Source organism: Bradyrhizobium jicamae (assembly GCF_001440395.1).
GTDB lineage: Bacteria > Pseudomonadota > Alphaproteobacteria > Rhizobiales > Xanthobacteraceae > Bradyrhizobium > Bradyrhizobium jicamae.
In genome coordinates, this window is the sequence record NZ_LLXZ01000110.1 from 1 (window position 1) to 24,965 (window position 24,965).

At 63.9% G+C, this 24,965-nt stretch carries 22 protein-coding genes; 7 read left to right on the forward strand and 15 right to left on the reverse strand.

Translation table 11 applies throughout. The features are described 5' to 3' along the window. Positions 1 to 453 (reverse strand): MFS transporter (locus CQ12_RS17825; RefSeq protein WP_245309975.1); only part of this gene is annotated, 453 nt, incomplete at its 3' end. A 69-nt stretch (positions 454 to 522) separates the two neighbouring features. Then, positions 523 to 1,515 (reverse strand): glutaminase A, encoded by a 993-nt coding sequence (gene glsA / locus CQ12_RS17830; protein ID WP_057836635.1) that lies wholly within the window; start codon positions 1,513 to 1,515, stop codon positions 523 to 525. A 538-nt stretch (positions 1,516 to 2,053) separates the two neighbouring features. On the opposite strand from glsA, the gene CQ12_RS17835 reads away from it, so the two are divergent. Together CQ12_RS17835 and CQ12_RS17840 are read left to right on the forward strand one after the other, a co-directional pair. Continuing rightward, complete coding sequence (locus CQ12_RS17835) at positions 2,054 to 2,575, forward strand: DUF1269 domain-containing protein (RefSeq protein WP_057836615.1); 522 nt, start codon at positions 2,054 to 2,056, stop codon at positions 2,573 to 2,575. 36 nt (positions 2,576 to 2,611) lie between these two features. Beyond that, a complete protein-coding gene (locus tag CQ12_RS17840) occupies positions 2,612 to 4,357 on the forward strand; it encodes a metallophosphoesterase (RefSeq protein WP_057836616.1) in 1,746 nt (581 codons plus the stop codon). A gap of 84 nt (positions 4,358 to 4,441) precedes the next feature. Here CQ12_RS17840 and CQ12_RS17845 read toward each other — a convergent pair whose 3' ends face one another. Both CQ12_RS17845 and CQ12_RS17850 read right to left on the reverse strand, forming a co-directional pair. Continuing rightward, a complete protein-coding gene (locus CQ12_RS17845; RefSeq protein ID WP_157088284.1) occupies positions 4,442 to 4,999 on the reverse strand; it encodes a type 2 periplasmic-binding domain-containing protein in 558 nt (185 codons plus the stop codon). 292 nt (positions 5,000 to 5,291) lie between these two features. Beyond that, the gene (locus CQ12_RS17850) at positions 5,292 to 6,326 is read right to left on the reverse strand and encodes an AI-2E family transporter (protein WP_057836618.1); all 1,035 of its coding nucleotides are present in this window, start codon (positions 6,324 to 6,326) and stop codon (positions 5,292 to 5,294) included. Positions 6,327 to 6,598: 272 nt separating this feature from the next. Here CQ12_RS17850 and CQ12_RS17855 point away from each other — a divergent pair, with 272 nt between their 5' ends. Beyond that, on the forward strand, positions 6,599 to 8,230 hold the full coding sequence (locus CQ12_RS17855; protein ID WP_057836619.1) for a caspase family protein: 1,632 nt from the start codon (positions 6,599 to 6,601) through the stop codon (positions 8,228 to 8,230). 77 nt (positions 8,231 to 8,307) lie between these two features. Here CQ12_RS17855 and CQ12_RS17860 read toward each other — a convergent pair whose 3' ends face one another. The 4 genes from CQ12_RS17860 to thiD all read right to left on the reverse strand — a co-directional run bounded on the left by CQ12_RS17860 (position 8,308) and on the right by thiD (position 12,289). Further along, positions 8,308 to 9,297, reverse strand: a complete 990-nt coding sequence (locus CQ12_RS17860) for a threonine ammonia-lyase (protein ID WP_057836636.1) — start codon at positions 9,295 to 9,297, stop codon at positions 8,308 to 8,310. Positions 9,298 to 9,350: 53 nt separating this feature from the next. Continuing rightward, complete coding sequence (locus CQ12_RS17865; RefSeq protein ID WP_057836620.1) at positions 9,351 to 10,409, reverse strand: glycosyltransferase family 4 protein; 1,059 nt, start codon at positions 10,407 to 10,409, stop codon at positions 9,351 to 9,353. After that, positions 10,406 to 11,218 carry a UDP-2,3-diacylglucosamine diphosphatase gene (locus CQ12_RS17870; protein WP_057836621.1) on the reverse strand — a complete coding sequence of 271 codons (813 nt, stop codon included), beginning with the start codon at positions 11,216 to 11,218 and terminating at the stop codon, positions 10,406 to 10,408. The genes CQ12_RS17865 and CQ12_RS17870 overlap by 4 nt, the downstream gene beginning before the upstream one ends. 270 nt (positions 11,219 to 11,488) lie before the next feature. Continuing rightward, on the reverse strand, positions 11,489 to 12,289 hold the full coding sequence (gene thiD / locus CQ12_RS17875) for a bifunctional hydroxymethylpyrimidine kinase/phosphomethylpyrimidine kinase (RefSeq protein ID WP_057836622.1): 801 nt from the start codon (positions 12,287 to 12,289) through the stop codon (positions 11,489 to 11,491). Positions 12,290 to 12,421: 132 nt separating this feature from the next. Between thiD and CQ12_RS17880 the strand changes: the two genes are divergently transcribed. From CQ12_RS17880 to CQ12_RS17890, 3 genes are all read left to right on the forward strand, one after another. Further along, positions 12,422 to 12,667: an Lrp/AsnC ligand binding domain-containing protein gene (locus CQ12_RS17880; protein ID WP_057836637.1), complete on the forward strand. Its 246-nt coding sequence runs from the start codon at positions 12,422 to 12,424 to the stop codon at positions 12,665 to 12,667. A 70-nt stretch (positions 12,668 to 12,737) separates the two neighbouring features. Beyond that, on the forward strand, positions 12,738 to 13,814 hold the full coding sequence (locus CQ12_RS17885) for an Ldh family oxidoreductase (protein WP_245309976.1): 1,077 nt from the start codon (positions 12,738 to 12,740) through the stop codon (positions 13,812 to 13,814). 268 nt (positions 13,815 to 14,082) lie between these two features. After that, a complete protein-coding gene (locus CQ12_RS17890) occupies positions 14,083 to 14,922 on the forward strand; it encodes a J domain-containing protein (RefSeq protein WP_057836624.1) in 840 nt (279 codons plus the stop codon). 31 nt (positions 14,923 to 14,953) lie between these two features. Here the strand turns inward: CQ12_RS17890 and CQ12_RS17895 are convergent, their stop codons facing one another. Next, positions 14,954 to 15,877 carry a c-type cytochrome gene (locus CQ12_RS17895; protein WP_057836625.1) on the reverse strand — a complete coding sequence of 308 codons (924 nt, stop codon included), beginning with the start codon at positions 15,875 to 15,877 and terminating at the stop codon, positions 14,954 to 14,956. A 169-nt stretch (positions 15,878 to 16,046) separates the two neighbouring features. Here CQ12_RS17895 and CQ12_RS17900 point away from each other — a divergent pair, with 169 nt between their 5' ends. Continuing rightward, complete coding sequence (locus CQ12_RS17900) at positions 16,047 to 16,466, forward strand: CHRD domain-containing protein (protein ID WP_057836626.1); 420 nt, start codon at positions 16,047 to 16,049, stop codon at positions 16,464 to 16,466. 84 nt (positions 16,467 to 16,550) lie between these two features. Here CQ12_RS17900 and CQ12_RS17905 read toward each other — a convergent pair whose 3' ends face one another. The 6 genes from CQ12_RS17905 to CQ12_RS17930 form a co-directional block, all read right to left on the reverse strand. After that, positions 16,551 to 16,997: a c-type cytochrome gene (locus tag CQ12_RS17905; RefSeq protein WP_057836627.1), complete on the reverse strand. Its 447-nt coding sequence runs from the start codon at positions 16,995 to 16,997 to the stop codon at positions 16,551 to 16,553. Positions 16,998 to 17,104: 107 nt separating this feature from the next. Further along, positions 17,105 to 19,414 (reverse strand): xanthine dehydrogenase family protein molybdopterin-binding subunit, encoded by a 2,310-nt coding sequence (locus CQ12_RS17910; protein ID WP_057836628.1) that lies wholly within the window; start codon positions 19,412 to 19,414, stop codon positions 17,105 to 17,107. Between the two features lie 369 nt (positions 19,415 to 19,783). Then, positions 19,784 to 21,325, reverse strand: coding sequence for a murein biosynthesis integral membrane protein MurJ (gene murJ, locus CQ12_RS17915; RefSeq protein ID WP_057836629.1), 1,542 nt, complete (start codon positions 21,323 to 21,325; stop codon positions 19,784 to 19,786). A gap of 117 nt (positions 21,326 to 21,442) precedes the next feature. Continuing rightward, a complete protein-coding gene (locus tag CQ12_RS17920) occupies positions 21,443 to 22,594 on the reverse strand; it encodes a DegT/DnrJ/EryC1/StrS family aminotransferase (RefSeq protein WP_057836630.1) in 1,152 nt (383 codons plus the stop codon). 27 nt (positions 22,595 to 22,621) lie between these two features. Continuing rightward, positions 22,622 to 23,638, reverse strand: coding sequence for a Gfo/Idh/MocA family protein (locus tag CQ12_RS17925; protein WP_057836631.1), 1,017 nt, complete (start codon positions 23,636 to 23,638; stop codon positions 22,622 to 22,624). A 158-nt stretch (positions 23,639 to 23,796) separates the two neighbouring features. Next, on the reverse strand, positions 23,797 to 24,965 hold a 1,169-nt coding region (locus CQ12_RS17930; RefSeq protein WP_245309977.1), incomplete at its 5' end, for a mannose-1-phosphate guanylyltransferase/mannose-6-phosphate isomerase.

Genomic DNA, 24,965 nt, shown 5'->3' on the forward strand with positions numbered 1-24,965 from the left:
CGAGCCGAGCGCGCCGACCGCCGTCGCCTGCTGCCGCCCCGTGTAATTCTCGGCGATCAGCGCCACCAGCGATGGCACGATCACCGCACCCGCCGCGCCGCACAGCGCCTGCGCCGTGATCATCAGCGTTGCCGTCGGGCTGAACGTCATCAATACCTGCGACGCGCCGAACAGGACCACCGCAAGGCGGAACACCTGCAGCGCGCCGAACCGCTGCGCGAGCTTGGCGCCGAGCATGACGAAGCCGGCGACCAGCATCGAATAGGCCACGATGCCGGAGGCGACGGTGGTCGGCGGAACGCCAAAGCTATTGACCATCCCGCCGAGCGCAACCGGGAGCGAAGCGACGTTGAAGGACATGATCATCTGGCCGAGCGCGATTGCGATCATCGGCACCCAGGACTCCCGCGCTCCTTCCCGGATTGCTCCGATCGAGATCGAGTTCGTCGCCATGGTGCCCTCCCGAGTTTCTCGGATCCGGATCGAGCCATCGGCTCGATCAAGCCCTGCTTTGCATCTGCTTCAGTTTTCCGGTTGCGACACGAACAAATCCATTCCCAGCCGCTGTGACAGGTATTTCGCCGCGAGTTGACCCTTGATGCTGTTTCCGGCCGCGTCGAGCGGCGGCGCGAAGGTGCCGAAGCCGCCCTTGCCCGGAGAGACCGCGACGATGCCACCACCGATCCCGCTCTTGCCGGGCAAGCCGATGTCGTAAAGCCAGTCGCCTGAGGTCTCGTACAATCCGGCCGTTATCATCACGGTCAGCGCATAGTGGCAGACTGCAGCATCCACCACGCGCTGGCGGGTAACGGGGTTGACGCCGCCGTCCGCCAGCGTCGCGCCCATGATCGCCAGGTCGCGCGCGCTCACATTCAGCGAGCACTGCTTGGTATAGAGGTCCGTCGCCTGCTTGGCGTCGCAATAGATGCGGTCGTAGCTCTGCAACAGCCGGGCGATACTGCGGTTGCGATAGTTGGTTTGCGAGGCCGAGGTGTACACCTCTTCATTGAGCGTGAGCTTGCGCCCGGCAAACCGCGACAACCCGTCGTGAATGAATTGCCATTGGCCTTCCGCCGTCAGGCCCGGCACCAGGCTCGTCGTTGCGATCGCGCCCGCATTCACCATCGGGTTGGTGCGGCCTCCGCCCTGCTCGATGGCGGCCAGCGAATTGAACGGCAGTCCGGTGGCGTTCGCGCCAAGCCTCGCGCGCGCCTCCTCCGGGCCGATCGTCTCGCACACCAGCGCAAACACGAACGGCTTCGATACGCTCATGATCGAGAACTTGTATTCGGTCTCGCCGGCCTCGTAGATACGCCCGTTGGTCCCGACCACGCACACCCCAAACAGCTCCCTGGGAACCCTCGCGAGCGCCGGATAGACCTGAGAGTTGTGGCCCTCTTCATTCGACTTGAACCGTCGGTGGGCGTCGGACACCAGCCTCTGCACCATCTCTGGCTCAGGCAGGTGACCTGTCGAAATGTATGGCCGGTCTGATTGTTCCGAGATCGAAGGCATGTCCATCGGACTCCTCCACCCGGTTCGAACGATCCTGATCGCGGACTGTCGAGCCGTTCGGCAACACGCATTACATGCTAACAAGCGACCATCATAGATCGCTTCAGCTTTCTTGCCAATTGGACGGACCGTAACGCCCAAGTGTATATTTAGTCAACAATACAACCTGAAAGACGGTTTGCGACACGTGCGTTTGCCTGCAACATTTTGTGACAAATCGCCTGACGCTGTCGATGCTTAGACGCTGCGTCGCATGCAGGAACCGTCCGGCGAATTAAGAGCGAATTTGGTTATGGACATCGTCCGAGTGCCGATCAGCGAACCGTGATCCGTTCACTTCCGAGTTGTGATACGGTGGCGCCCGTGCCGCACGGCCGCTGTTCATTCCGCCGCTCGGGATGGTCTCGCCGCCGTCGACATTTGCCATCGGACGCAACGGAAGCCCTCCGCTGCGACGGCAACGCTTTGAGGAGTGTCGACCGGTCAATGCGCCCTGTGCGGCCTACGTCATGTTCACATCGAGTGGGAGGATACGAAGATGTCAGATCTAGTCGCGATCGTCTATCCATCCGAAGCAAAGGCTGAAGAGGTACGGCAGCGTCTGTTCAAGCTGCAGAAGGAATATCTAATCACGATCAGCGATGCCGTGATCGCGGTGAAGACCGAAGCCGGCCCCATCAAGCTGAACCAGCTTGTCAATACGACAGCAATCGGCGCCGCATCGGGCAGCTTCTGGGGGCTGCTGATCGGGGTGATCTTCCTCAATCCCCTGCTTGGTGTTGCGCTCGGCGCGGCTTCGGGAGCGCTCGGCGGCGCGCTGTCGGATTACGGCATCGATGACACCTTCATGAAGGATCTCTCCAAGAGCATGCAGCCGGGCAATGCCGCGCTGTTCGTGCTGATCAAGAACATGACGCCGGACAAGGTGCTGCGCGAGATCAAGGACGCGGGAGGCACCGTGCTCAAGACATCCCTTGACGACAGCAAGGAACAGCAACTCCGCGACGCACTGGCAAAGACGAGCACTGATCCGGCAGCGCCCAAGACAAACGCCGCCTAAGCGGAGAAACTGAAGCTCGCCAGCCCCGGGACAGGCATGCTGATCGATCCGCGCCACGGCGATATCGAGGACGATGCCGCCAGTCCCGGGCAGCGCTCCCTGCTCGCCATCGCCGGCAGCCTGCTGGTCGAAATCAGCTTGCCGAAGCTGCTGTTTGCCTGGACGGTGCTGCTGCTGTTGCCGGCGGTGCTGCTGGGCCTCGTGCCATTGCTGGTCTCCGCCTGGCTCTCAACCCTGACGGAGAAGCTCGCCACGCTGACCGGGATCGGCACGGCTCTCGTCTTGCTCGCGATCGCAGCAATAGGATGGATCGGATGGCGACCGCTGTTCCGGATCGCCGAGAACAATTTCTGGTCGCTCAACGCGCTCGCCGTGCAGCCCGGCTACGCCTTCACCCGCGAAGCGCTGCGCCACCTGACGGAGCGGATCTGGAGCAGGAAGCTGACCGTCACCGGCCGCGCGAGGCTGCGCAGCGCCAATTCGGTTGGGGCCGCCATCGTGCTGTCCGCATGCGCAGTGCTGATTGCGACGCTGGCCTGGCCCGCCTCGCGCTGGACCGGCGGCTGGAACGACCTGGTCCTGCTGCACCGCCTCGTCGTGCCGACGTTGGCAAATGCGGTTCTGCTGGTGTCCGGATATCTGGCGGTCGCGTCGCTGATATGGGGATTTGCGGATGCCAGCATGCCCCAGCCCGTCGACCTTGCCGCATTCGATAGCGCCTCCGCCGGAACGCGGCGCTGGCGCGTTGCGCATCTGTCGGACCTTCACGTGATCAGTGAACAATACGGCTTCCGCATCGAAAGCGGACGAGCGGGCCCGCGCGGCAATGACCGGCTCGCGCGCGTCCTGACGCGTCTCGCCGACATTCATGCGGCCGATCCGCTCGACCACATTCTCATCAGCGGCGATATGACCGACGCCGGCCGCGCCAGCGAATGGGCCGTATTTCTCGACGCCATGGCGCGTCATCCGGAGCTTGCCGCTCGCACGGTCATCTTGCCGGGCAATCACGACGTCAACATCGTCGACCGCGCCAATCCGGCACGGCTCGATCTGCCGTTCAGCCCGAACAAGCGGTTACGGCAGATCCGCACCTTGTCGGCGATGGCGGCCATGCAAGGTGATCGGGTCCGCGTGGTCGATGCCAAGGGAAAACCGGCCGCGACGCTGAGTGCCGCGCTGGCGCCGAAGCGCGATGCGATCGTGGCGCTCGCACAGTCCGGCGGACTGCGCCGTTCCGCGGTACTGCGCGGCGTGTTCGATGACGTGTTTCCGATGATCGTCCCGCCCGAGGTGGAAGACGGCCTCGGGATAGCCATCCTGAACTCCAACGCAGAGACTCATTTTTCCTTCACCAATGCGCTCGGGCTGGTGTCGGTCGAACAGACGTATCGCCTCGAGGCGGCGATCCGGCATTATCCGGCAACACGCTGGATCGTCGCGCTGCACCACCACGTCGTGGAGTATCCTATGCCAGTGAAAGCATTCTCCGAACGCATCGGAACGGCCTTGATCAACGGCAGCTGGTTCGTGCGCAGGCTGGGCGCGCTGGCCGGTCGCGCCGTGGTGATGCACGGTCACCGTCACATCGACTGGATCGGCGCCTGCGGTTCGCTGAAGATCATCTCCGCGCCCTCGCCCGTGATGAACGTGACCGATGATGCGGCCACGCATTTCTACATTCACACGCTGGCTTCTGGCCCGGATGGACGGCTTGATCTGCTGCCGCCGGAGCGCGTGGAGATTGCCGGCGAGAAAATCGCCCAGGGCATGAAAGACTAGCCTCCGCCGCGGCACATTTCCCGATACCGCCGGCAGTTTCCCTGGCCCCGTTCGCCAAGCCGGCACCAAATGGAAAGGCGATCGTCAGTTTCGCCGATCGCGATCCGAAAGCGTTCCCGTGGAAGACGAAGGGCGCGGCACCGACGATGGCTGCGCAGCCGATGACTGTGCCCTGGGTTGCGGTGTGTTGGGCTGCGGGGTGGAGGCCGCCTGCTGGGCCGGGGACGAAGGCGTAGGCGACATCTTTTGTCTGATGTCCTCCTGAGCAGCCCGCAGCGCCGCCATGTTCTGGGCGATCTGTTCCTGCTTGGACGTGAGTTGTTCTACGCTGCGCCGCACGGCATCGAGATTCGACGCCAGCGGCTCAAGTTGCACCGGACCAGGGGAAGTTGCTGCCGCTACCGGGGACTTCGCCGTCGAAGTGGGTAACAACCAGGCTAGCGCCGGAGCCCGGGCTGCCGCCATCTCCCTTGCTACATCACCATAGGACTGCCAGCCAAGCGTGGCGCCGACACCGATGAGAACCGTAATGAAAAACCGGACAAGGCTGCGAACCATTCGCCTGCCGATCGACGGCCGACCGCTCATCACCGGCCCCTCCCCGAAGCGGTAGGAATGAGAAGAATCGACCGACGGCTTCATGCGTCGTCTACCCATACGCCGATCGGATCGGACGTCCAGATCGCGCCCAAGCCCGCCCGACGAAGTTTCTTCGGCGCTCGGCCACTGCTGCTCCGCGAGTGGTGGACTTTGCGAGTATAACATCTGGTGACTCCACCCAGCGGTTCTTCTTGTCGACGGAACAGGCCAACCTGATTTGACAGAAGCGAGGCGGGAGCGCGCCAGTCCTGGGGCGATTGTGAGTTCGTCGCACGATAGAGGACCGATTTGTTGAGCTCGGTGGAGGTCACCCGTCAGGCCGGCTCATTACGTCCTACAGCTTGCCCGGCTTTGCCTGATCCGGTCCACCGAACAGATCGGCGACCCAGCGGCTCGACGGATGCGCGGCGCAGAAGGTCAGAATGGCGAGCGTGATCGGCACGCCGATGAAGGTGCCGAACAGGCCCCACAGGAACGTCCAGAAGAAGATCGCGAACAGCACGACGACAGGTGAAATCGACAACATGGAGCCGGCCACCCGCGGCTCGATGTAGCTGCCGACCGCGAACTGGATGACGTTCAGACAGACGAAGACGCCGAGCACCGCCGGCCAGCTCTCGAACTGCGTCATTGCCAGCAGGGTCGGAAACAGCGTCGCGATGAACGGGCCGATGAACGGGATATAGTTGAGCACGAAGGCAATCACGCCCCACTCCAATGCGAACGGCAATCCGGCTACCCACGCAAATGCGCCGACCAACAGGCCGGTGATCGCACTCATCTTCGTTCGCACCAGCAGGTACCTTCGGAATTTCGCTGCCGTCGCCGCGCTGCCGTCGAGCAGCACGCGGGCTGCGGTCTTGTTGTCCAACCGCTCTATGTTTCGCCTGATATTCTCGACTTCGAGAAGCCCGAGCATGACGTAAACCAGCGCGATCACCCAGAAGGTGAGCGTGGTATTGACGCGGGTCGTCACCTGCTGCGTCGCACGTAGCAGCCAGCCGACGTTGAAATGTTCGGCCCAGAGCCCGGCGACCGAGATGCCGTGGCCGTCGAGCCATGTCACCACCGCCGAATAGAGGGCCTGGTAGCGCGGCAGATCGTTGACCAGCGATCGGCCGACACGGCCAAATCCCCAGGCCGCGAGCGAAGTAACCCCGAGACAGACCGCAACCGTCGCAACGACCGTGATCGCGAGCGCGACAAGCCTCGGCATGAAGGACTGTAACCGCTTCTGGATCGGCCACACGATGGCGATGATGAACAGCGCCGCCGCGAGCGGCGCGAACACCTTGCTCAACTGGGCCAGCGCCGCCGTGACCAGCACCGCCGCGATGATTCCCGTGGTGGTCTTCAGCCCGAAGCCCATGTTGGGTTCCTTCGACCTCTAAAGCGTGATGACTTTTCTTCGAATCGTCATCCCGCTTTATCTTTTTGTTTGAGCATGATCCTTTCGGAAAACCGCTACACACTTTTCCGGATCATGCTCCAGGCGACCCGAGATTGTCAGCCGCATCGAACCGCGGCAAGAGCGACGGCGCCTCCACCTGCAACCGTGACCGCGATCACGTACGGCGGCCCGGACCTGACTTAGCGTCCCGGCAGCAAACCTCGCAACGAGGTCTGCCCGAGGAGGCAGCCATGTCCCGTTTCAAGCCATTGCTATTGGGCGCCAGCCTGCTGGCAGGCCTGTTGAGCTTCGCTGGTGCGGCTTTCGCCGAAGCGCCGAACGTCAACATCCGCAACGGCATGCAGGGACCGCTGACCGACCAGCGCGTCGCGCTGGTGATCGGCAATTCGAATTACCAGACCGCGCCAAAGCTCGCCAATCCCGGCAACGACGCGCAATCGATCGCGCAGCTCCTGAACTCGGCGGGCTTCGAGGTCACCCAGGCGACCGACCTGACGCGCAGCGACATGGTCAGGGTGGTGCAGGACTTCTCCAACAAGGTCGCCGAGCGCGGCCCGGGCGCGGTCGCCATGGTCTACTATGCTGGCCACGGCGTGCAGGTGGCCGGCGAGAACTATCTGCTGCCGGTCGATGCCAGAATCTCTGCGCCGTCCGATCTCGATGGCAACTCGCTGCGGCTGGTCGACCTGATGGGCACGCTGGAATCGATCCAGAGCCGGATGCGCATCGTGGTGCTCGACGCCTGCCGCAACAATCCCTTCCCGGAGGTCAATGACGCCGGGCGTGGCCTCGCCATCGTCGATGCGCCGCGCGGCTCGATCGTCGGCTACTCCACCGCGCCCGGAATGGAGGCGCAGGATGGCGACGGCAAGCACAGCCCGTACACGAGAGCGTTTCTCGATATCGCACGCGAGCCGAACCTGCCGATCGAGCAATTGTTCAAGCGCGTCCGGCTCGAGGTGAACAACACCACCTCCGGCAAGCAGACACCGTGGGAAAGCTCCTCGCTGACAAGCGACTTCTATTTCTTCGGCGACACGGCGGTTGCCGCAGGCCGCACGCCGGATCGCCGCCCGATCATGCAGGTCGCGTCGAACCTGCCGTCGCGCTCGGCGCGCCAGGCTTACGACTACGTGCTGTCTGAAGGCTCGCCCGAATATTATGAAGAGTTCATCCGCCTCTACCCGCACGATCCGCTGTGCGACCACGTCCGCCTGCTGCTCGGCAACCTTCGGGTGGCGACGGCGTGGCACAAGGCCGTTATCGCCAACTCACCGTTCGCCTACAAAGCCTTCTATGACAATTATTCGAGCAGTCCCTACGCCAGGTCCGCGCTGAGGCTGCAGGCAGCGCCGAAAGCCGTACCGATGATGCACTTCACGCATCTGGCGAAGCAGTCGCCGACGTTCAAGCCGGGCCATATCGGCAACGTGTCCACCCTTGGCATCTCCAAGGCCAACCTTGGTGGCAATTTCGGCCACGGCCAGATGCCCTCGAAGATCGTCACGCTTCCCGCCAAGGGCATGAACCCGGTCAATGGCGGCAACATCAACGGCAACATGGGCAAGGTCACGACCCTGCCCGGCAAATTCAAGCCGGGCTCCGTCAACAACACCGGCAATGCCGGCAAGATCGCCACCTCGCCCGGCCGGTTCAACCGCGGTCCGACGCGGTTCGCCAGCAAGCCCATGATGACCTCCCGGCCCATGATGAAAACCGCGCCGCGGCATTTCAACGGCGGCGGCATGGGCGGCGGGAATTTCAACCGCTTCGCCGCAGGTCCGTCCCGCAGCTCGTTCGGCGGCGGTTCGTTCGGTGGGGGCTCGTTCGGCAGAATGGGCGGCGGCGGCTTCAGGCGCTAACGCAAACCATTCGTGCGCAATGAAAAATCCGGGCAGCGCACACGCGCTGCCCGGATCTAAATTTTAAGAGAGCCTGATCAGGCGACCAGTTTGGCGAACAGGTCCGCATCGACATTGCCGCCGGACAGCACGATGACGACGTTCTTGCCCTTGGCGTCGATGCGGCCGGCGAGCAGCGCGGCAAGGCCGACGGCGCCGCCGGGCTCGACCACCAGTTTCAATTCGCGATAGGCATAAGCCACCGCCGCACCGACTTCCTCGTCAGACGCCGTCACGCCATTCGCCAGCAGCTTGCTGTTGATCGAGAAGGTAAGCTCGCCCGGCATCGCCGCCATCAGCGCATCGCAAATGGTGCGGCCGGCGGCGTGATGGGCCTCGCGATGGCCGGCGCGCAGCGACAGGCCGTGATCGTCATAGTCCTTCGGTTCGGCGACGATCACCTGCGCTTGCGGAAATTTCGACTTCACCGCGGTCGCGACGCCGGCGATCAGTCCGCCGCCCGACGCCGGGGCCACCACGATATCGGGGCTGAGCCCGAGCGCCGCCATGTCCTCGGCGATCTCGCGGCCCGCGGTGCCCTGGCCTGCGATCACGAAGGGATCGTCATAGGGGCGGACCAGCGTCGCGCCGCGCTTGCTGGCGATACCGTTGGCAATCGCTTCGCGGTCCTCCTTGTCGCGGTCGTAGAGCACCACCTCGGCGCCGTAGCCCTTGGTGCGCTCGCGCTTGGTGACCGGCGAGTCCGCAGGCATCACGATGGTGGCCTGCATGTTGAGGATCTGCGCCGCCGCCGCCACGCCCTGGGCGTGGTTTCCGGAAGAGAACGCGACCACCCCGCCGCCGCGCTTGTCCTGCGGGATCGAGGCCAGCTTGTTGAAGGCGCCACGGAACTTGAACGATCCGGTCCGCTGCAGCATTTCGGGCTTGAGAAAGACCTTGGTCCCGACGCGCTCGTTGAGAACGGGGAACGACAAGAGCGGCGTCCGCACCGCGAACGGGGCAACTACCCGCGCCGCCGCATCGATATCTGCGGCACCGACCGGTGCCGTTGAGGCTTTTTCCGTCATGCGCATGTTGTATCGCGCCAGCGGATAGCCCGGCAAGACGCATTCAGGTGATATCAGGCGGCGAAATGCGGGTCTTCCGCCACAAATTCGGCCGCCTCACCCTCCGATTCGACGGGGCGAGAATTCATGGCATGCTCGATGAAAACCCGCGTGGAGGCCTGCCAGGTATGGGCGGCAGCGAATTCGACGCAATCTTCCCGCGATATCTGCAGCGCCTCCAGACAGGCGGCCCGCAAATCCTCGCTCAGCACACCCACCGGCGCCGAGCCGATCACGTCGCGCGGACCGGTGACCGGAAAGGCCGCGACCGGCAAGCCGCTGGCCAGCGCCTCCAGCAGCACCAGGCCGAACGTGTCGGTCCTGCTGGGAAATACGAAAATGTCGGAGGCTGCGTAGATTTCGGCCAGTTCCTCGCCGTGCCTTGCGCCGAGGAACACGGCATCAGGATACTTCCGCTCCAGCGCCATCCGGGCCGGGCCGTCACCGACGATGAGTTTGGTGCCGGGCAGATCGAGGTCGAGGAAGGCTTCGAGATTCTTCTCCACCGCGATCCGGCCGACGCAGAGATAGACCGGCATCGGCAGGCAGAGATCGGTGCTGCGCGGATGGAACAGCGAGGTGTCGACGCCGCGCGACCATAGCACCACGTTGCGAAAACCGCGCATGCGCAATTCCGCCGCCAGCGCCGGCGTCGCCGCCATCACCGCCCGGCTCGGCCGATGAAACCACCGCAGCGCCTTCCACACCCATGATTCCGGAATCGGCGACCGCGCCGAGACATATTCGGGAAACCGGGTATGAAAGCTCGTGGTGAACGGCAGACCATGCTTGCGGCAATAGCGCCGCACCAGAAGCCCGATCGGGCCCTCGGTCGCGATATGAATGCTGTCGGGCTTAGCCGCTTTGATCAGTCGCGCGATTTTTGCCGGATACGGCAGCGCCAGCCGCAGGTCGGGATAGCTCGGCATCGCAAAGGTGCGAAACGATTGCGGCGTCAGGAAGCTCACCTCGACGCCAAGCCCCCCGGCCGCATCCGCCATCGCGGTCAGCGTGCGCACCACCCCGTTGACCTGGGGATGCCACGCATCGGTTGCGACCAGGATATGCGTCATGCAGCGCGCGCCGCGACTCGGGGGACCGGCGCCACTCTTCGCACCGGATCGGTCCAGGTGATGATCTCGAACGTTCCGTCCTCATGCTCGGCGAGCGCGGTGCAGCTCTCGACCCAGTCGCCGCAATTCATGTAGCGGATGCCGTGCTCGTCGCGGATGGTCGCGTAGTGAATGTGGCCGCAGATCACGCCATCGGCGCCGTGCCGCCGCGCCTCGCCGGCCAGCGTCTGTTCGAACGCGCCGATATAGTTCACGGCGTTCTTGACCTTCAGCTTCGCCCATTGCGACAGCGACCAATAGGGCACGCCGAACAGGCGGCGGAAGAAGTTGACGAGACGGTTCATCTGGATGGCGAAGTCGTAGGCCTTGTCGCCGAGATGGGCGAGCCAGCGTGCGTTCTGCACCACGAGATCGAAGATGTCGCCGTGGATGACGAGGTAGCGCTTGCCGTCGGCGCCCTCGTGAATGGTGTTTTCCACCACGTCGATGCCGCCGAAATGGGTGCCGTAATAGTTGCGCAGGAATTCGTCGTGATTGCCCGGCACGTAGATGACCTTGGCGCCCTTGCGGGCCTTGCGCAGCATCTTCTGCACGAAATCGTTGTGCGATTGCGGCCAGTGCCAGCTCGACTTCAGCGCCCAGCCATCGACGATGTCGCCGACCAGATAGATGGTGTCGGCGTCGTGGCTTTTGAGGAAGTCGAGCAATCGATCGGCTTGCGAGCCGCGGGCCCCGAGATGGACATCGGAGATGAACAAGGTACGAAAGCGCCGCTCCGGGCTTTCTTCACTCAAGCCGTCACTACCCATGCCTGTCCCCTGACAGATTTCTGTGACAGGGCGATGACTATTTCACGCGGCCCATAGCCCCACGAGAATCAATGTCGCGCCCCGTGATTTGCGGATAGCAGCGCGATGCGACAGGCAAGCGACATCGCGGCGGCGATATCCCGGCGTCGTCCCTGAGAACGCAGGGACCCATAACCACCGAAGGTCATTGCTGGAGACTGCTGGCCGCTTGCTTTAACCCATGGGCCGCGGCGTATGGGTCCCTGCGTTCGCAGGGACGACGAAAGAGCTTCAATAATACTTGTGAAAATGATGCACCGGCCCGTGGCCATGCCCGACACTGAACCGGTCCGCCGCTGCAATCGCGGCGGTCACCCACGCCTTGGCATTGCGCACGGCGGTCTCCATGCCCTCGCCTTTCGCGAGCCCGGCCGCAATCGCCGAGGACAGTGAGCAGCCGGTGCCATGGGTGTTCTTCGTCGCCACGCGCGGTGCGGCGAGCGCGATCGCGCCGTTCGCGCCAATCAGATAGTCGATGCTCTCGGCGCCCTGCCCGTGGCCGCCCTTGATCAGCACCGCCTTGCACCCCAGCCCGAGCAAACGCCTGCCCTGTTGCTCGACGGTGGCCTCGTCCGTTGCCACGGCCTCATCGAGCAGCGCCGCAGCCTCCGGCAGGTTGGGCGTGATCACCGATGCAAGCGGAATGAGTTTTGTCCGCAGTGCCTCGACCGCTTCCGCGGCGAGCAACCGGTCGCCCGAGGTTGCGACCATCACGGGATCGAGCACGACATGCTTCGGCGACCAGCGCGCAAGTCCCGCGACGATGGCATCGATAACAGGCGGATGCGCCACCATGCCGATCTTGACCGCGCCGACGTCGAGATCGGAGAACACCGCGTCGATCTGCGCGGTGACGAATTCAGCCGGCACCTGATGGATGCCGCTGACGCCCTGGGAGTTCTGCGCCGTCAGCGCCGTAATCACGGAGGCGCCGTAGACGCCGAGCGCAGCAAACGTCTTCAGGTCGGCCTGGATGCCGGCACCGCCAGAGGAATCGGAGCCGGCGATGGTCAAGGCGATCGGCGTCGTCATCGCTGGTCTCGCGCAAATGGTGTGTCGGGGGCCATGGGCTGTCCTACCGCGCCCCGCCATGGGCAGCAAGCTGGCTTGCCATGACCGGCGGTTTTTGGCCTATTGGAGCCAATCTATTCGGAGACGACAGCGATGGTTCCTTTCTTCGTCCAGTTCAAATGCAAGCTCGGCCAGTCCTACGCCGTCGCCAATGCGCTCGCCGAGGCCGAGATCGCCTCGGAAATCTATTCCACCGCCGGCGACTACGATCTGCTGGTCAAGTTCTACGTCGACAACGACACCGACATCGGCCATTTCGTCAACGAGAAGGTGCAGGTGATCCCGGGCATCCAGGACACCCACACCATCATCACCTTCAAGGCGTTCGGCGCGGGCTAGCAGCGGCCCCCTGTCCGAAAAATCGCAGTCGACTTCGCCCCGGCGCGCCGCGCCCGCGGGCCTTAGCGGAGTGCCCGTCCTGTCCGAGACGTCAGTTACTTTTGACCGGCTGATGGCCTTCATTCAGCAGGCGCTCACCGCGGTCGGCTTGCCGGACACCGACGCCGCAGAGGTCGCGGGGCTGATGGCGGCGGCCGACCTGCAGGGGTCGGACGGGCATGGCGTCAGCCGGTTGCCGCAATATGTCAGGCGGATCAAGGCCGGCGGCTTCAACGTCCGGCCGAACATCCATGTCGTGCACGAGCACGCCAGCACGGCCGTGCTGAACGGCGACAACGGCATGGGCCACCTCGTCATGAAGCGCGCGGCCGAGATGGCCATCGAGAAGGCGCGCGCCACCGGCATCGGCTGGGTCAACTCGCAGTTCTCAAACCATGCCGGCCCCGCCTCGCTCTACGCCACGATGCCGCTCGCCCATGACATGATCGGGCTCTACTTCGCGGTCGGCAATGCCAACCATTTGCCGCCCTGGGGCGGCCTCGACATGCTGCTGTCGACCAATCCGATCGCAGCGGCGATTCCGGCCGGCGACGAAAGACCGATCGTACTCGATATGGCGACGACGGTCGCCGCCTACGGCAAGGTGAAGACCAAGGCGCTGCGCGGCGAGACCATGCCCCAAGGCTGGATGATCGACCGCAAAGGTCAGCCACTGACCGACCCGAAACGTGCCGACGAAGGCATGCTGCTGCCGCTCGGCGGCATGGAGGCCGGATACAAGGGCTACGGGCTTGCAATGATCATCGGCCTGCTCGCGGGCACGCTCGGCGGCGCCGCGATGGGCCGCGAGGTCATCGACTTCAACCACGATGACGACAGCGTCACCAACACCGGGCAGGCAATCGCCGCGATCAACATCGCAGCCTTCGGTGACGTCGCCCTCTTCAAGCGGAGCGTCGATGCGCTGGTACGCGATTTCCGCAACAGCGAGCGCATCCCAGGCGTCGACCGCATCTGGGTGCCCGGCGAACGCAGCCATGAAACGCGGATGAAGCGGACGAACGGCGGAATTCCCGTCGCCCCGGCGCTTTTGCGCGCACTGGATCAGGTCGCCGACGATCTCGGAATATCGAGGCTTGGCGACTAGGCTAGTGGCTGGCGGTCGAGGTCGCCGATCGGCGCCGGCCGGCCCGTCAGACGGCCTTGTGCGACGTTGCCCCCGAGCGCCCTCAGCAACTCCTGCTACGCCAAACGGCACCGATTTACCGCAATGCACGTTAACGACGTTAACCATGGCACGCTTTTGCCATAACAGGATCATTCTACCGCCTTGATATTTTTCATTATCTGGGGCGTCGTCAATCGGGAGTTCCGCGGCGGCGGACGTTCCGGGGGGAGTAGTTGCGAGTACCACCATGGGGACGCTGTACGATTTGCTCGGAGCGCTTCCGAGCGATGACGCCGAGGGCTTGCGGACGGCGTTCCGCAAGGCCGCGAAGGCGACGCATCCCGATATCAATCCCGACAATCCTGATGCTGCACTGCGGTTCAGGGAGCTCGTGCGCGCCTACGATATCCTGAACGACGCCGAGCAGCGCGCGACCTACGATGAACTGCTCGCCATTGCGCTGCAGCCGCCCCCCGAAACGAAGACAACGCGCACCTACGAGAGGGTGCACAAGCTTGCCTCCAACACGATGGCGGCCTCGGTTATTTCGGCGGTGCTGGTGGGCGGCTACGTCCTGTTCGGACTTTTTTCTCCCCCTCCTGGCGCCGCGGAAATGCTGACCGATAAAGCCACCGGCCGTGCGCAGGAAGTTTTGGCGCTGCTGCCCGACACCCCGCAAGACGAGGCCCATGGCCCGCGCGATGGAGAGATTTCAACCGGCACGGTCACGCTGGCCTCCGCGGCGCCGGCGGTAAAGGAAGCGGCGGCCGCTCCGATCGGCCGTTTCGGGCCGATGCCGGCTTTCGTCTCGTACAATTTGGGCATTCAATATTCCCCGCGCTTCGCCGCCGCCTATTTGGATCGCGGTTTCGTACTGTACCCGGTGAACGATTTCGATCGCCCGCTGACCGACATCACGGCCGCCAGGCGAGCCGCAGATTTGAAACGGAGCAAGACCGCCGCGCCCGTACTCGTGCCACACAAGCCGTTGACCATCGTGCCCTCACTGCCGGAGAGGCGCGAACCAGTCACCGCGGCCCTGACGCCCTGGAGGCGCGAGCCGGTCACCGCAGCCCTGACGCCCTGACGGCGCGCGAGGCGCGCCTCCATCGAGGCCGTCAGCCTTCCTTCTTCTTCGGCCGCGGCGGTCCCTCGACCGCGGGCAGCGACTTCACATATTCGGCAATCGCGGCGCGATCCTCCGGCGACAACTGCGACGTATTCTTGATCACGCGCACCATCGATCCGCCGGCGGTGTCGCCATCGGGCGTTTCTCCGGTCTCGAGGAAGTAGGCGATGTCCTTTGCGCTCCACTCGGCCAATCGCTTCGGGGTGATGTTGGGTACCCAGCCCTCGCCCTCCGGATTGGGCCCGCCGGCAAAGCGCTGCGCCTCGACGATGCCGCCGAGGAAGTTGCGCGGGCTGTGGCACTCGGCGCAATGGCCCATGCCGTTGACGAGATAAGCGCCGCGATTCCATGACGGAGAACGCGAGGCGTCCGCCGTGATGAGCTTGTCGTCCATGAACAGCCATTTCCAGATTCCGACATTGCGGCGGATATTGAATGGAAACGGCACGTCGTGGTCGCGGGGTTTTCCGGTCACCGGCGCAAGCGTCTTCAGATAGGCAAAGAGATCGCGGACGTCCTCGACCGTCGCATGCTGATAGGACGCATAGGGAAAAGCCGGAAAATAATGCGCGCCATCCGGCGATGTTCCCTTCAGCACCGCAGTCACGAAATCCGCTTCGCTCCACCGACCGATACCGTAAGTGGGATCGGACGAGATGTTGGGAACGTAAAACGTTCCGAACGGCGAAGGCATTGCAAGCCCGCCGCCGAGTTTCAGCCGGTCGGGCTGGTTGGGAACGGCATGGCAGGAGGAACAGCCGCCGGCATTGAACGTTGCAAGGCCGTTGGCGAGATCTGGTGTCCGCGGCGGCAGCGAAGCCGCTGCGACAACCGCCGGAATCGTCAGCCACCAGTAGACGCCAAAGCCGGCGATGCCGATCACTATCAGCCCGAAGAGAATTCGTCGCAGCATTCACCGATCCATCGTCAGCAGTCTCAATCCGATGGCAGTATGAACGCACATCGCGCCGTAAGCTTCCACGAAATTGCTGGTGTCATTGCCGCCGTTTGGGGAATAAATCCGGAAAGTCGTTGTTTTGAGGCTGACACGGCCCGCTTTCGTATCAACAGGGAGAACCACCATGTCCAAGAAAATCATGCTTGTCACGCTCGCGCTGGGGGCGATTGCTTTTGCCGGACCCGCTTCTGCCGACAAGATGAAGGCGACGCTCGACGGCAAGGCCCAGGTGCCGCCCAACACCAGCGCGGCCACCGGTACCGCCGACATCGACTACGATCCCGCCAGCAAGAAGCTGAGCTGGAAGCTCTCCTATTCCGGGCTGTCCGGCCCTGCCACCGCAGCGCATTTCCACGGGCCTGCCGAAGCCGGCAAGAATGCAGGCGTCGCGGTCGCCATCCCCAATGCGACGTCGAGCCCGGTCGAAGGCAGCGCGACGCTGACCGACGCGCAGGCCGCGGACCTCGTGGCCGGCAAGTACTATGTCAACATTCACACCGCGGCGAATCCGGGCGGCGAAATCCGCGGTCAGGTGACCAAGTAGATTCACCGACTGACGGCAGTAAAGGCGGCAGTTAAAAAAGAGGGCGAAGCGCTTCACGCGCCGCCCTCTTTTTTCTGATCCGAACTAGATTTTGAGACGGAACGTCTCGTGGCAGGCGCTGCATTCCTTGCCGATGGCCGGCACGTTTGCCTTGAGCGAATCGAGATCCTTGATCTTCGCCTTGGCTTCGGTCACGGCCTTGGCGTAGTTTTCGATCTTCGCAGCGAAGCCGGCCTTGTCTTCCCAGATCTTCGGCGACGCACTGTAGTCGCCTTCGATCTTCACGCCCTTGATGCTCTCCGGAAACATCGTCGGCAGCTTCTTTGCCGTCTCTTCCAGCTGGCCGAGGGCCGTTGTGACGGCGGCTTGATCATAGGGCTTTTCGCCCTTGACCATTGGACTCAAGACCGCACCCAAGGCCCTTCCGGTTGCCTTCATCGTCGTCTGAGTCTGGTTGGCTACATCCTGCTGGGCGATGCCTGCACCGACGCTCAGCAGCAATGCCCCTGCGACCACCAACATTCGCTTCATTCGCTTGCCCCTTCTTGGCTGGCTCAAAGCACGGGCCCGCGACCGCCGCGAGCCCGCCTGTTTCGTCAACACCGCACGCAGTGCATCATTCCGCCTGCGACAAAATATCAGAGATTATGCCGCTTCTGCGCCTCGCGGATCGCGATCCAGACCCGTTCTGCGGTAGCCGGCATATCGATGTGGTCGATCTTGTACTCGCGCCACAACCCCTCGACGATCGCATTGACCACCGCGGGACAGGAGCCGATCGCGCCCGCCTCGCCCGCGCCCTTGACGCCGAGTGGATTGGTCGTGCACGGCACGTTGTGCGTTTCGAAATGGAATGACGGGCCATCGGAAGCCCGTGGCACCGCATAGTCCATGAAGGTGCCGGTAACGAGCTGGCCGTCGGTTGCGCTGTAGACCGCCTGCTCCATCAACGCCTGGCCGATTCCCTGCATCGCGCCGCCATGCACCTGTCCCGCAAGCAGCAGCGGATTGAGCGTGACGCCGAAATCGTCGACGATGACGTAGTTGACGATCTTGATGATGCCGGTGGCGGGATCGATCTCGACTTCCGCGAGATGCGTGCCGTTCGGATAGGTGCCGTCGGCCTGCGCAAAGGTCGCGCTCGCATTCAGTTTCGAGGGATCGACGCCGGGACGCTTCGCAAGGTCAGCGAAGCTGATGGAGCGATCGGTACCCGCGATGCGCACCACGCCATTGCTGATCTCGAGGTCGCCGGCGCTGGTCTCCAGCGCTTCGGCTGCGATCTCCTTCAGCTTGACGCCGAGTTCGCGGGTGGCGCGCTCGACGCTGACGCCGCCAGTCGGGATCGACGCCGAGCCGCCGGTACCGAGGCCGGTCGCGATCTTGTCGGTGTCGCCCTGCAGCACATGGACGCGTTCCGGCGGCACACCGAACTGCTCGGCAACGAGTTGCGCGTAAGCCGTCTGGTGCCCCTGCCCGCTCGACTGCGTGCCGATCAGGATGTTGATGTCGCCGTTGGGATCGAGCGCGACATTGGCGGTCTCCTCGCCCATGGTGCCGCAGATCTCGACATAGCAGGACATGCCGATGCCGCGTACGAGGCCAGCCTTCTTCGCCGCCTTGGCGCGCTTGGGAAACTCCTTCCAGCCCGCGACTTCCATCGCGCGCTTCATGTGCGCGGTGAAGTCACCGGAATCGTAGACCTTGCCGGTCGCGGTCTTGTAAGGCATCGCCTTCGGCGGAATGAAATTCTTGCGCCTGATGGCATCCGGCGTCATGCCGAGCTTGCGTGCCGCCGCATCGACCAGACGTTCGACAACATACGCCGCTTCAGGACGGCCGGCGCCGCGATAGGCATCGACCGGCACGGTGTTGGTGAACACGGTGCGGACGCGGCAGTGGAAGGCCTGGATGTCGTAGAGACCCGGCAGCATGCCGGCGCCGCCATGCGGGATGTACGGCCCGAAGGTCGAGAGATAGGCGCCCATGTCGCCCATCAGGTCGACGTCCATTCCGAGGAATTTGCCGTCCTCGGCCAGCGCCATCTTCGCGGTGGTAACGTTGTCGCGGCCCTGCGCATCGCCCATGAAGTGATCGGAGCGATCGGCGGTCCACTTGATGGTCTTGCGCAGCTTTTTCGCGGCAACGGAAATCAGCGCGTACTCCCGATACGGAAACAGCTTGGTGCCAAAGCCGCCGCCGACGTCGGGGCAGATCACCCGCATCTTCTCCATCGGCATCTTCAGCACCATGCCGCACAGGATTTCGCGCAGGCGATGGCTGCCCTGGCTGCCGATGGTCAACGTCAGATGATCGCGCTTGGCGTCGTACTCGGCGACCGCCGCGCGGGTTTCCATGAAGTTGGTGATGACGCGCGGGTTGACGATCGACACTTCGGCGACCGCGTGCGCTTTTGCAAAGGCGGCATCGGTTGCTTGCTTGTCGCCGACCGGCACGTCGAACAGCACGTTGCCGGGCTTGTCGGGCCAAACCTGCGGCGCATCTTTCTTCACGGCATTGACGACGCCGACCACGGAGGGAAGCGGCGTCCACTTGACGTCGATCGCCTCGATCGCGTCGCGGGCCTGGTCGATCGTGTCGGCGACGACGAAGGCGATGGCATCGCCGACGTGGCGCACCTCGTCCTTGGCGAGGATCGGGTATGGCGGTCCGGTGAAGGGATCGGTTTCCAGATTGAAGAGGCACGGCAGATCGCCGAGATCGGCGACCTCCGCCGCGGTCAGAATCAAGGACACGCCCGGCATGCCGCGGGCCTTGGCGACGTTGAGGGTGAATTTCGCATGCGCATGCGGCGAGCGCAGCATCAGCGCGTGCAACGCCTGCTGTGGCGAATGGTCGTCGGTATAGCGGCCCTTGCCGCGAATGAGCGCGTCGTCTTCCTTGCGAAGAACGCTTTGGCCGACTCCGAATTTGATGGGAGCTGCCATCGTATCTCCAATTCCATTAGCGCGTCATGACTTGAAACGTCATCGCGCTTACTTTTGTTTTTGAGCATGATCCTTTTCGGAGAGACCCCTATCCGCGTTTGCGGATCACGCACCTGGAAGCGTTCTATATTGCAGCGGTTCGCGAGCCAGCGCAAACCGCATTAGGCCACGGCGCTACGCCCGCCCGCCGGCTATTCCGCACATGCACAACAAGAAAAGTTGATGCCGCCGACACTTCGGACCAGCGAGAAACAGACCGCCATTGCCTGCCGGCCCTGTTGCGGACGACTTTCGTTCGGGGCGGCAGGCGCGGCAACAGCAGCGGCCCGAGATCGCCGCCCTGGAAAAATTCCTTTTATTCACAGAAGCTTAGCTTCCGACTCGACGTTCTCGAACCAGCGCGAATATCCACCCGCGCCCGAACAGCAGCAGGATCGCGACCCCGTAGACGAAGGCTCCGGCCGCAATCAGCAGCAGCAGCGCGGTCTCGTCGCGGAAGGCGTGCATCTGCGCGAAATAGAAGCTGGCGAATCGGGCAGTGCCCCACAGCGCGGCGGCCAGCACAATCCCGGCCGCGGCAAACTTGGCGAGCGATATTATCCAGGCGCGCCCCAGTTCGAGGTAGCCCGCCCGCACGGCGAAAAACAGCACGAGCAGCAGATTGACCCAGGCCCCGATCGCGGTGGCGAGCGCCAGCCCGATCTGCGCCAATGGGCCCATCAAGGCGACCTTGAGCGCGAGATTGACGGCAACACCGGTCAGCGCCGCCTTGACCGGCGTCGCGGTGTCATGACGCGCATAGAAGGTCGCCACCGCACTGCGGATGGTCACGAATGGAATCAGCCCGATCGCGTATGCGGCCAATGTGGCGCCCGCAGCCATTGCATCCGCCTTCGAGAACGCGCCACGCGCAAACATCGCGCGCATGATCACGTCAGGCACAGTCAGGAAGGCGGCAACGAACGGCACCGAAAACAGCAACGAAAATTCGAACGCCCGCCGCTGCGCGGCCGACGCACCGGTGACATCGTTCGCACTGAGACGCCGCGACATTTCCGGCAGCAGCACGGTGCCGATCGCGATCCCGATCACGCCGATCGGCAACTGGTTGAGACGGTCCGCATAATACAGCGCCGAAAGCGCGCCGGCCGGCAGAAAGGTCGCGATGATGGTATCGGCGAACAGCGCGATCTGCGTTCCCATCGAGCCGACGGTCGCAGGCCCGAGCGCCCGAAAGAACGCGCGCACGTCTTCGTCGAGCCTCGGGATTGCGAATTTCGGCAGGATCCCGCTCTTTGTCGCATCACCGGCCAGCAGCAGGAATTCGAGGATACCGGCGAGCAGGACGCCCCAGGCGGCGGCGTAGCCCACGCCCGGAAAGAACGCGGCCAGCGCCAGCGTTGTCATCATCGCCAGATTGAGGAAGATTGGCGCCGCGGCGGCGCTGGCGAAGCGGTGCATCACGTTGAGCATGCCGCCATACAGCGTCACCAGCGTGATCAGCAAGAGATACGGAAACGTGATCCGTGTCAGCGAAATCGCCAGTTCGCCTCGCGCCGGATCGTCCTTGAAGCCCGGCGCGAGAATGGCGATCACTTCCGGCATGAACACCCAGGCCAGGACCAGCAGGACCACTTGGGCGGCAAACAGCAGCGTGAAGATGCGGTCGGCGAACAGTCGCGCCGGCGCTTCACCCTTGCCGTGCAGGCGCGCATAGGCCGGCACGAAGGCGGCGTTGAAGGCGCCCTCGGCGAAGATCGCGCGAAAATGATTGGGCAGCCGCAGCGCCACGAAAAACGCGTCCGCGACGGGGCCTGCGCCGAGAATGGCGGCAAGCATGATGTCGCGCACGAAACCGGTCAGCCGCGAAAGCAGCGTGTATCCGCCGACAGTGAAAATGCGTCCGAGCATGCGCCGCTTCTAGCGCATATTCGTCAAACGGTGAAATCAGGCAGCTAAGCGTTTAGGCATGATCCGGTCCGAAAACCGGAAGGCCACTTTGCGCTTGCGCGGCCCTTCGGGTCGGGATCATGCCTGAAGCGCGCCGCGCACCGCCTCGATGACGCGATCCTGCGCCGCCTCGTCGAGATAGGCGTGGATCGGCAGGCTGATGACATCGTTGGAGAGCTGTTCGCTCACCGGCAGCCCGCCCTCCGCAACCGGATAATTCCGGTACGCCGTCTGCTGATGCATCGATTTCGTGTAATAAACCATGGTCGGAACGCCCTGCGCCTTCAGCGCTGCCGCAAAGCCGTCACGATCGGTCCCCTTCGGGAGGCGGATGGTATACTGCGCCCAGACCGATCTGCATCCGGAGGCCAGGCGCGGCACCGTCACGACATTGCCGAGACCGCGGGCATAGCGCTCTGCGACGCGGTTGCGTGCCGCGATCTCGTCCTCGAAAATCTTCAGCTTCTCGATCAGGACCGCCGCCTGCAGGGTATCGAGACGTCCGGTCAGGCCGAGGCGCACATTGTCGTATTTGTCGGCGCCCTGGCCGTGGACGCGGATGCTGCGCAGCGTCTCGGCAAGCTCGTCGTCATCGGTGAAGATGGCGCCGCCGTCGCCGAAGCAGCCGAGCGGCTTGGTGGGGAAGAAGCTGGTCGCGGTCGCAAGTCCCAACGAGCCGATCCGGCGGCCCTTGTAGCTGGCGCCAAACCCCTGCGCGGCGTCATCGAGCACGAACAGGCCCTCGGCCTGCGCGACCGCAGCGATCGCATCATGGTCGGCGCTTTGGCCGAACAGGTCGACGGGGATTACGGCGCGCGGCTTCAGGCCGCGCTGCTTCGCCGTCGCGATACCACGCTTGAGCGAAGCGGCATCGATGTTGAAGGTTGCCGCATCGACATCGACGAACACCGGCGTCGCGCCGGTCAGGGCCACCGCTTCACCGGTCGCGCAATACGTGAATGATGGGCAGAAGACGGCATCGCCCGGGCCGACCTCCCTGGCCATCAGCACCATCAGCAGCGCGTCGGTGCCGCTCGCGCAGCTCACGACATGCCTGGCGCCGCAGAAATCAGCCAGCGCCTTCTCCAGCACGGCCACCTCCGGACCGTTGATGAACAGGCAATGGCTCGTCACCCGCGCCATCGCCTCATCGATCGAAGTGCCGAGCCGCCGGCGCTGCGATCCGAGGTCATAGAAGGGAACGGGTTCTGGGCGCATGTGCTGGTTCATGGAGCCTTGCAGGAATCAGAGTGAGGTTCAGCCGACGACGCGGCGCGGTCCCTTGCGCGCGGCGGAGGCCGCGGGCTTGGCGGGCTGCTCGAGGCAGCGGATGGCGATCTCGAGACTGGCGACGCCCTCGTCGCCGGATACCGCCGGCACATTGCCGGTGCGGACGGCCTCGAGGAATGCGATCAGTTCGGCGCGCAGCGGCTCGTCATGGCCGACCGGCAGATGCCGCATCGAGTAGCTGCCGTCCGGCTTGAAGCCGAAGCACTCGGTCACCTGCCGCGTCAGCAGATCGCCCATCACATATTTGCCGCGGGTCGCGACCGTGACGCTACGCGCCTTGAATGGCGTCAGCCAGTTGGTGTTGATGTGGGCGAGCACGCCGGAGGCGGTGCGGAATTGCAGCAGCGCGATATCCTCGCGTTCGGCAACGGCGCTGGAAAGCTGCGGCTGCACCTCGACGATATCGGATTCGGTGAACCAGCGGATCAGGTCGATGTCGTGGACAGCGAGATCGATCACGACGCCGACATTGGACATGCGTGGCGGAAACGGCCCGACGCGGGTGATGCCGATCGACAGAATATCCTCGCCCGAGATCGCCTGCTTGATCGCGGCGACCGCCGGGTTGAAGCGCTCGACATGGCCGACCATCAGCGTCACGCCGGCGCTCTTCGCCGCATTGACGATGTCCCGCCCCTCTTCCACCGTCGAGGCGACCGGCTTCTCGACCAGGAGGTGGATGTTGCGGGTGATGCAGGCAAGCGCAATCTCGTGATGCAGATGGGTCGGCGCCGCGATCGTCACGGCATCGACGCCCTCGTCGAACAATTCGCCGAGTTCGGCGAAGGCGCGGCAGCCGACGAGCGCGGTGGCGCGCGCACGGTGCTCCGGCAACGGATCGACAATGCCGACCAGAATCACGCCAGGCAGGCCGGCCAGCACGCGGGCATGGTTGCTGCCCATCACGCCCGCGCCGACGACGCCTACACGCAGGCCGCGTTTTGCATCGGTCTTCGCGTCGGCAGCGGACCCGTTGGAACTCATGATTTGTCGACCCCAAGTAGAATGCTGGCAGATTGCGCCGTAGCGTCCCCGGCGGTTCTCTAGCACGCCATCACAGATGTGGCGAACGCGATCGTTCGTTTTCGGACACGTTTTGATTCAAACGGTTACAACGCCGGTCCGGTAAAACTACGGCCTGCTCAACTGCGCTTGTAGTCGTCCTCGATGCGGATGATGTCGTCCTCGCCCAGATAGCTGCCGGTCTGGACCTCGATCAGTTCGAGCTGGATCTTGCCGGGATTTTCCAGCCGGTGCACCGCGCCGATCGGGATGTAGATCGATTCGTTCTCGTGCACGGTCTTGACCAGTTCGTTGACGGTCACCCGCGCCGCTCCGCGTACCACGATCCAGTGCTCGGACCGGTGATGATGCTTCTGCAACGACAACCGCCCGCCCGGTTTGACGATGATGCGCTTGACCTGATGGCGGTCGCCATTGTCGACCGACTGATAGGAGCCCCAGGGCCGGTGCACCCGGATGTGGTCTTCGGTCACCTGCGGCGCCACCGTCTTCAGTTTCGCGACCAGCCGCTTCAACCCGTTGGCGTCCTTTTGCCGGGAGACCAGCACGGCATCTTGCGTTGCGACCACCACGAGATCGTCGACGCCTTCCAGCGCGACCAGCGCGCGATCGGTCGAGACATTGCAGTTGCGCGAATCCTCGAACACGGCCACGCCGCGTGCCGCATTGCCCTCCCCGTCCTTGCCCGACAGTTCCCACACCGCATGCCAGGAGCCGACATCGGACCAGCCGCATGCCACCGGCACGACGGCGGTGCGCGCGGTCTTTTCCATCACCGCATAGTCGATCGAGATCGACTTCGCCGATCCGAACGCGGCCTCATCGAGCTTGACGAAGCCGAGATCGGTGCCCGCCTTCGCCACCGCATCGGCGACAGCCTGGACGCTTTCCGCATCGACCTTGCGATATTCGTCCGACAGCACCGCAGCGCGGAACATGAAGTTGCCGCTGTTCCAGAGATAGCCGGCGTCGACATAACCCGCCGCCGTCGCCGTATCCGGCTTCTCGACGAATTTCGCGACCGCGCGAACCTTGCCGGAAATGACCTCGCCAGGATTGATGTAGCCATATTCGGTGGCGGCGCGTTCGGGCTGCACGCCGAACGTCACGATGTGGCCGGCTTCCGCTGCGGCCAGCCCCTCGCGGCAGGCGGCGACGAAAGCGGGCGTGTCGCGAACCACGTGATCGGCGGCGAGCGCCAGCACGATCGCGTCCTTGTCGCGCGCCTCTGCAAAGGCGGCGCCGGCCGCAATCGCCGGACCGGAATCGCGCCGCATCGGCTCCCGCC

What these genes read in the sequence shown, in the direction of transcription:
- glsA (WP_057836635.1), bottom strand. Translation starts at nt 1,515, where the DNA reads ATGCCTTCGATCTCGGAACAATCAGACCGGCCATACATTTCGACAGGT.
- CQ12_RS17835 (WP_057836615.1), top strand. Translation starts at nt 2,054, where the DNA reads ATGTCAGATCTAGTCGCGATCGTCTATCCATCCGAAGCAAAGGCTGAA.
- CQ12_RS17840 (WP_057836616.1), top strand. Translation starts at nt 2,612, where the DNA reads ATGCTGATCGATCCGCGCCACGGCGATATCGAGGACGATGCCGCCAGT.
- CQ12_RS17845 (WP_157088284.1), bottom strand. Translation starts at nt 4,999, where the DNA reads ATGAAGCCGTCGGTCGATTCTTCTCATTCCTACCGCTTCGGGGAGGGG.
- CQ12_RS17850 (WP_057836618.1), bottom strand. Translation starts at nt 6,326, where the DNA reads ATGGGCTTCGGGCTGAAGACCACCACGGGAATCATCGCGGCGGTGCTG.
- CQ12_RS17855 (WP_057836619.1), top strand. Translation starts at nt 6,599, where the DNA reads ATGTCCCGTTTCAAGCCATTGCTATTGGGCGCCAGCCTGCTGGCAGGC.
- CQ12_RS17860 (WP_057836636.1), bottom strand. Translation starts at nt 9,297, where the DNA reads ATGACGGAAAAAGCCTCAACGGCACCGGTCGGTGCCGCAGATATCGAT.
- CQ12_RS17865 (WP_057836620.1), bottom strand. Translation starts at nt 10,409, where the DNA reads ATGACGCATATCCTGGTCGCAACCGATGCGTGGCATCCCCAGGTCAAC.
- CQ12_RS17870 (WP_057836621.1), bottom strand. Translation starts at nt 11,218, where the DNA reads ATGGGTAGTGACGGCTTGAGTGAAGAAAGCCCGGAGCGGCGCTTTCGT.
- thiD (WP_057836622.1), bottom strand. Translation starts at nt 12,289, where the DNA reads ATGACGACGCCGATCGCCTTGACCATCGCCGGCTCCGATTCCTCTGGC.
- CQ12_RS17880 (WP_057836637.1), top strand. Translation starts at nt 12,422, where the DNA reads ATGGTTCCTTTCTTCGTCCAGTTCAAATGCAAGCTCGGCCAGTCCTAC.
- CQ12_RS17890 (WP_057836624.1), top strand. Translation starts at nt 14,083, where the DNA reads ATGGGGACGCTGTACGATTTGCTCGGAGCGCTTCCGAGCGATGACGCC.
- CQ12_RS17895 (WP_057836625.1), bottom strand. Translation starts at nt 15,877, where the DNA reads ATGCTGCGACGAATTCTCTTCGGGCTGATAGTGATCGGCATCGCCGGC.
- CQ12_RS17900 (WP_057836626.1), top strand. Translation starts at nt 16,047, where the DNA reads ATGTCCAAGAAAATCATGCTTGTCACGCTCGCGCTGGGGGCGATTGCT.
- CQ12_RS17905 (WP_057836627.1), bottom strand. Translation starts at nt 16,997, where the DNA reads ATGAAGCGAATGTTGGTGGTCGCAGGGGCATTGCTGCTGAGCGTCGGT.
- CQ12_RS17910 (WP_057836628.1), bottom strand. Translation starts at nt 19,414, where the DNA reads ATGGCAGCTCCCATCAAATTCGGAGTCGGCCAAAGCGTTCTTCGCAAG.
- murJ (WP_057836629.1), bottom strand. Translation starts at nt 21,325, where the DNA reads ATGCTCGGACGCATTTTCACTGTCGGCGGATACACGCTGCTTTCGCGG.
- CQ12_RS17920 (WP_057836630.1), bottom strand. Translation starts at nt 22,594, where the DNA reads ATGAACCAGCACATGCGCCCAGAACCCGTTCCCTTCTATGACCTCGGA.
- CQ12_RS17925 (WP_057836631.1), bottom strand. Translation starts at nt 23,638, where the DNA reads ATGAGTTCCAACGGGTCCGCTGCCGACGCGAAGACCGATGCAAAACGC.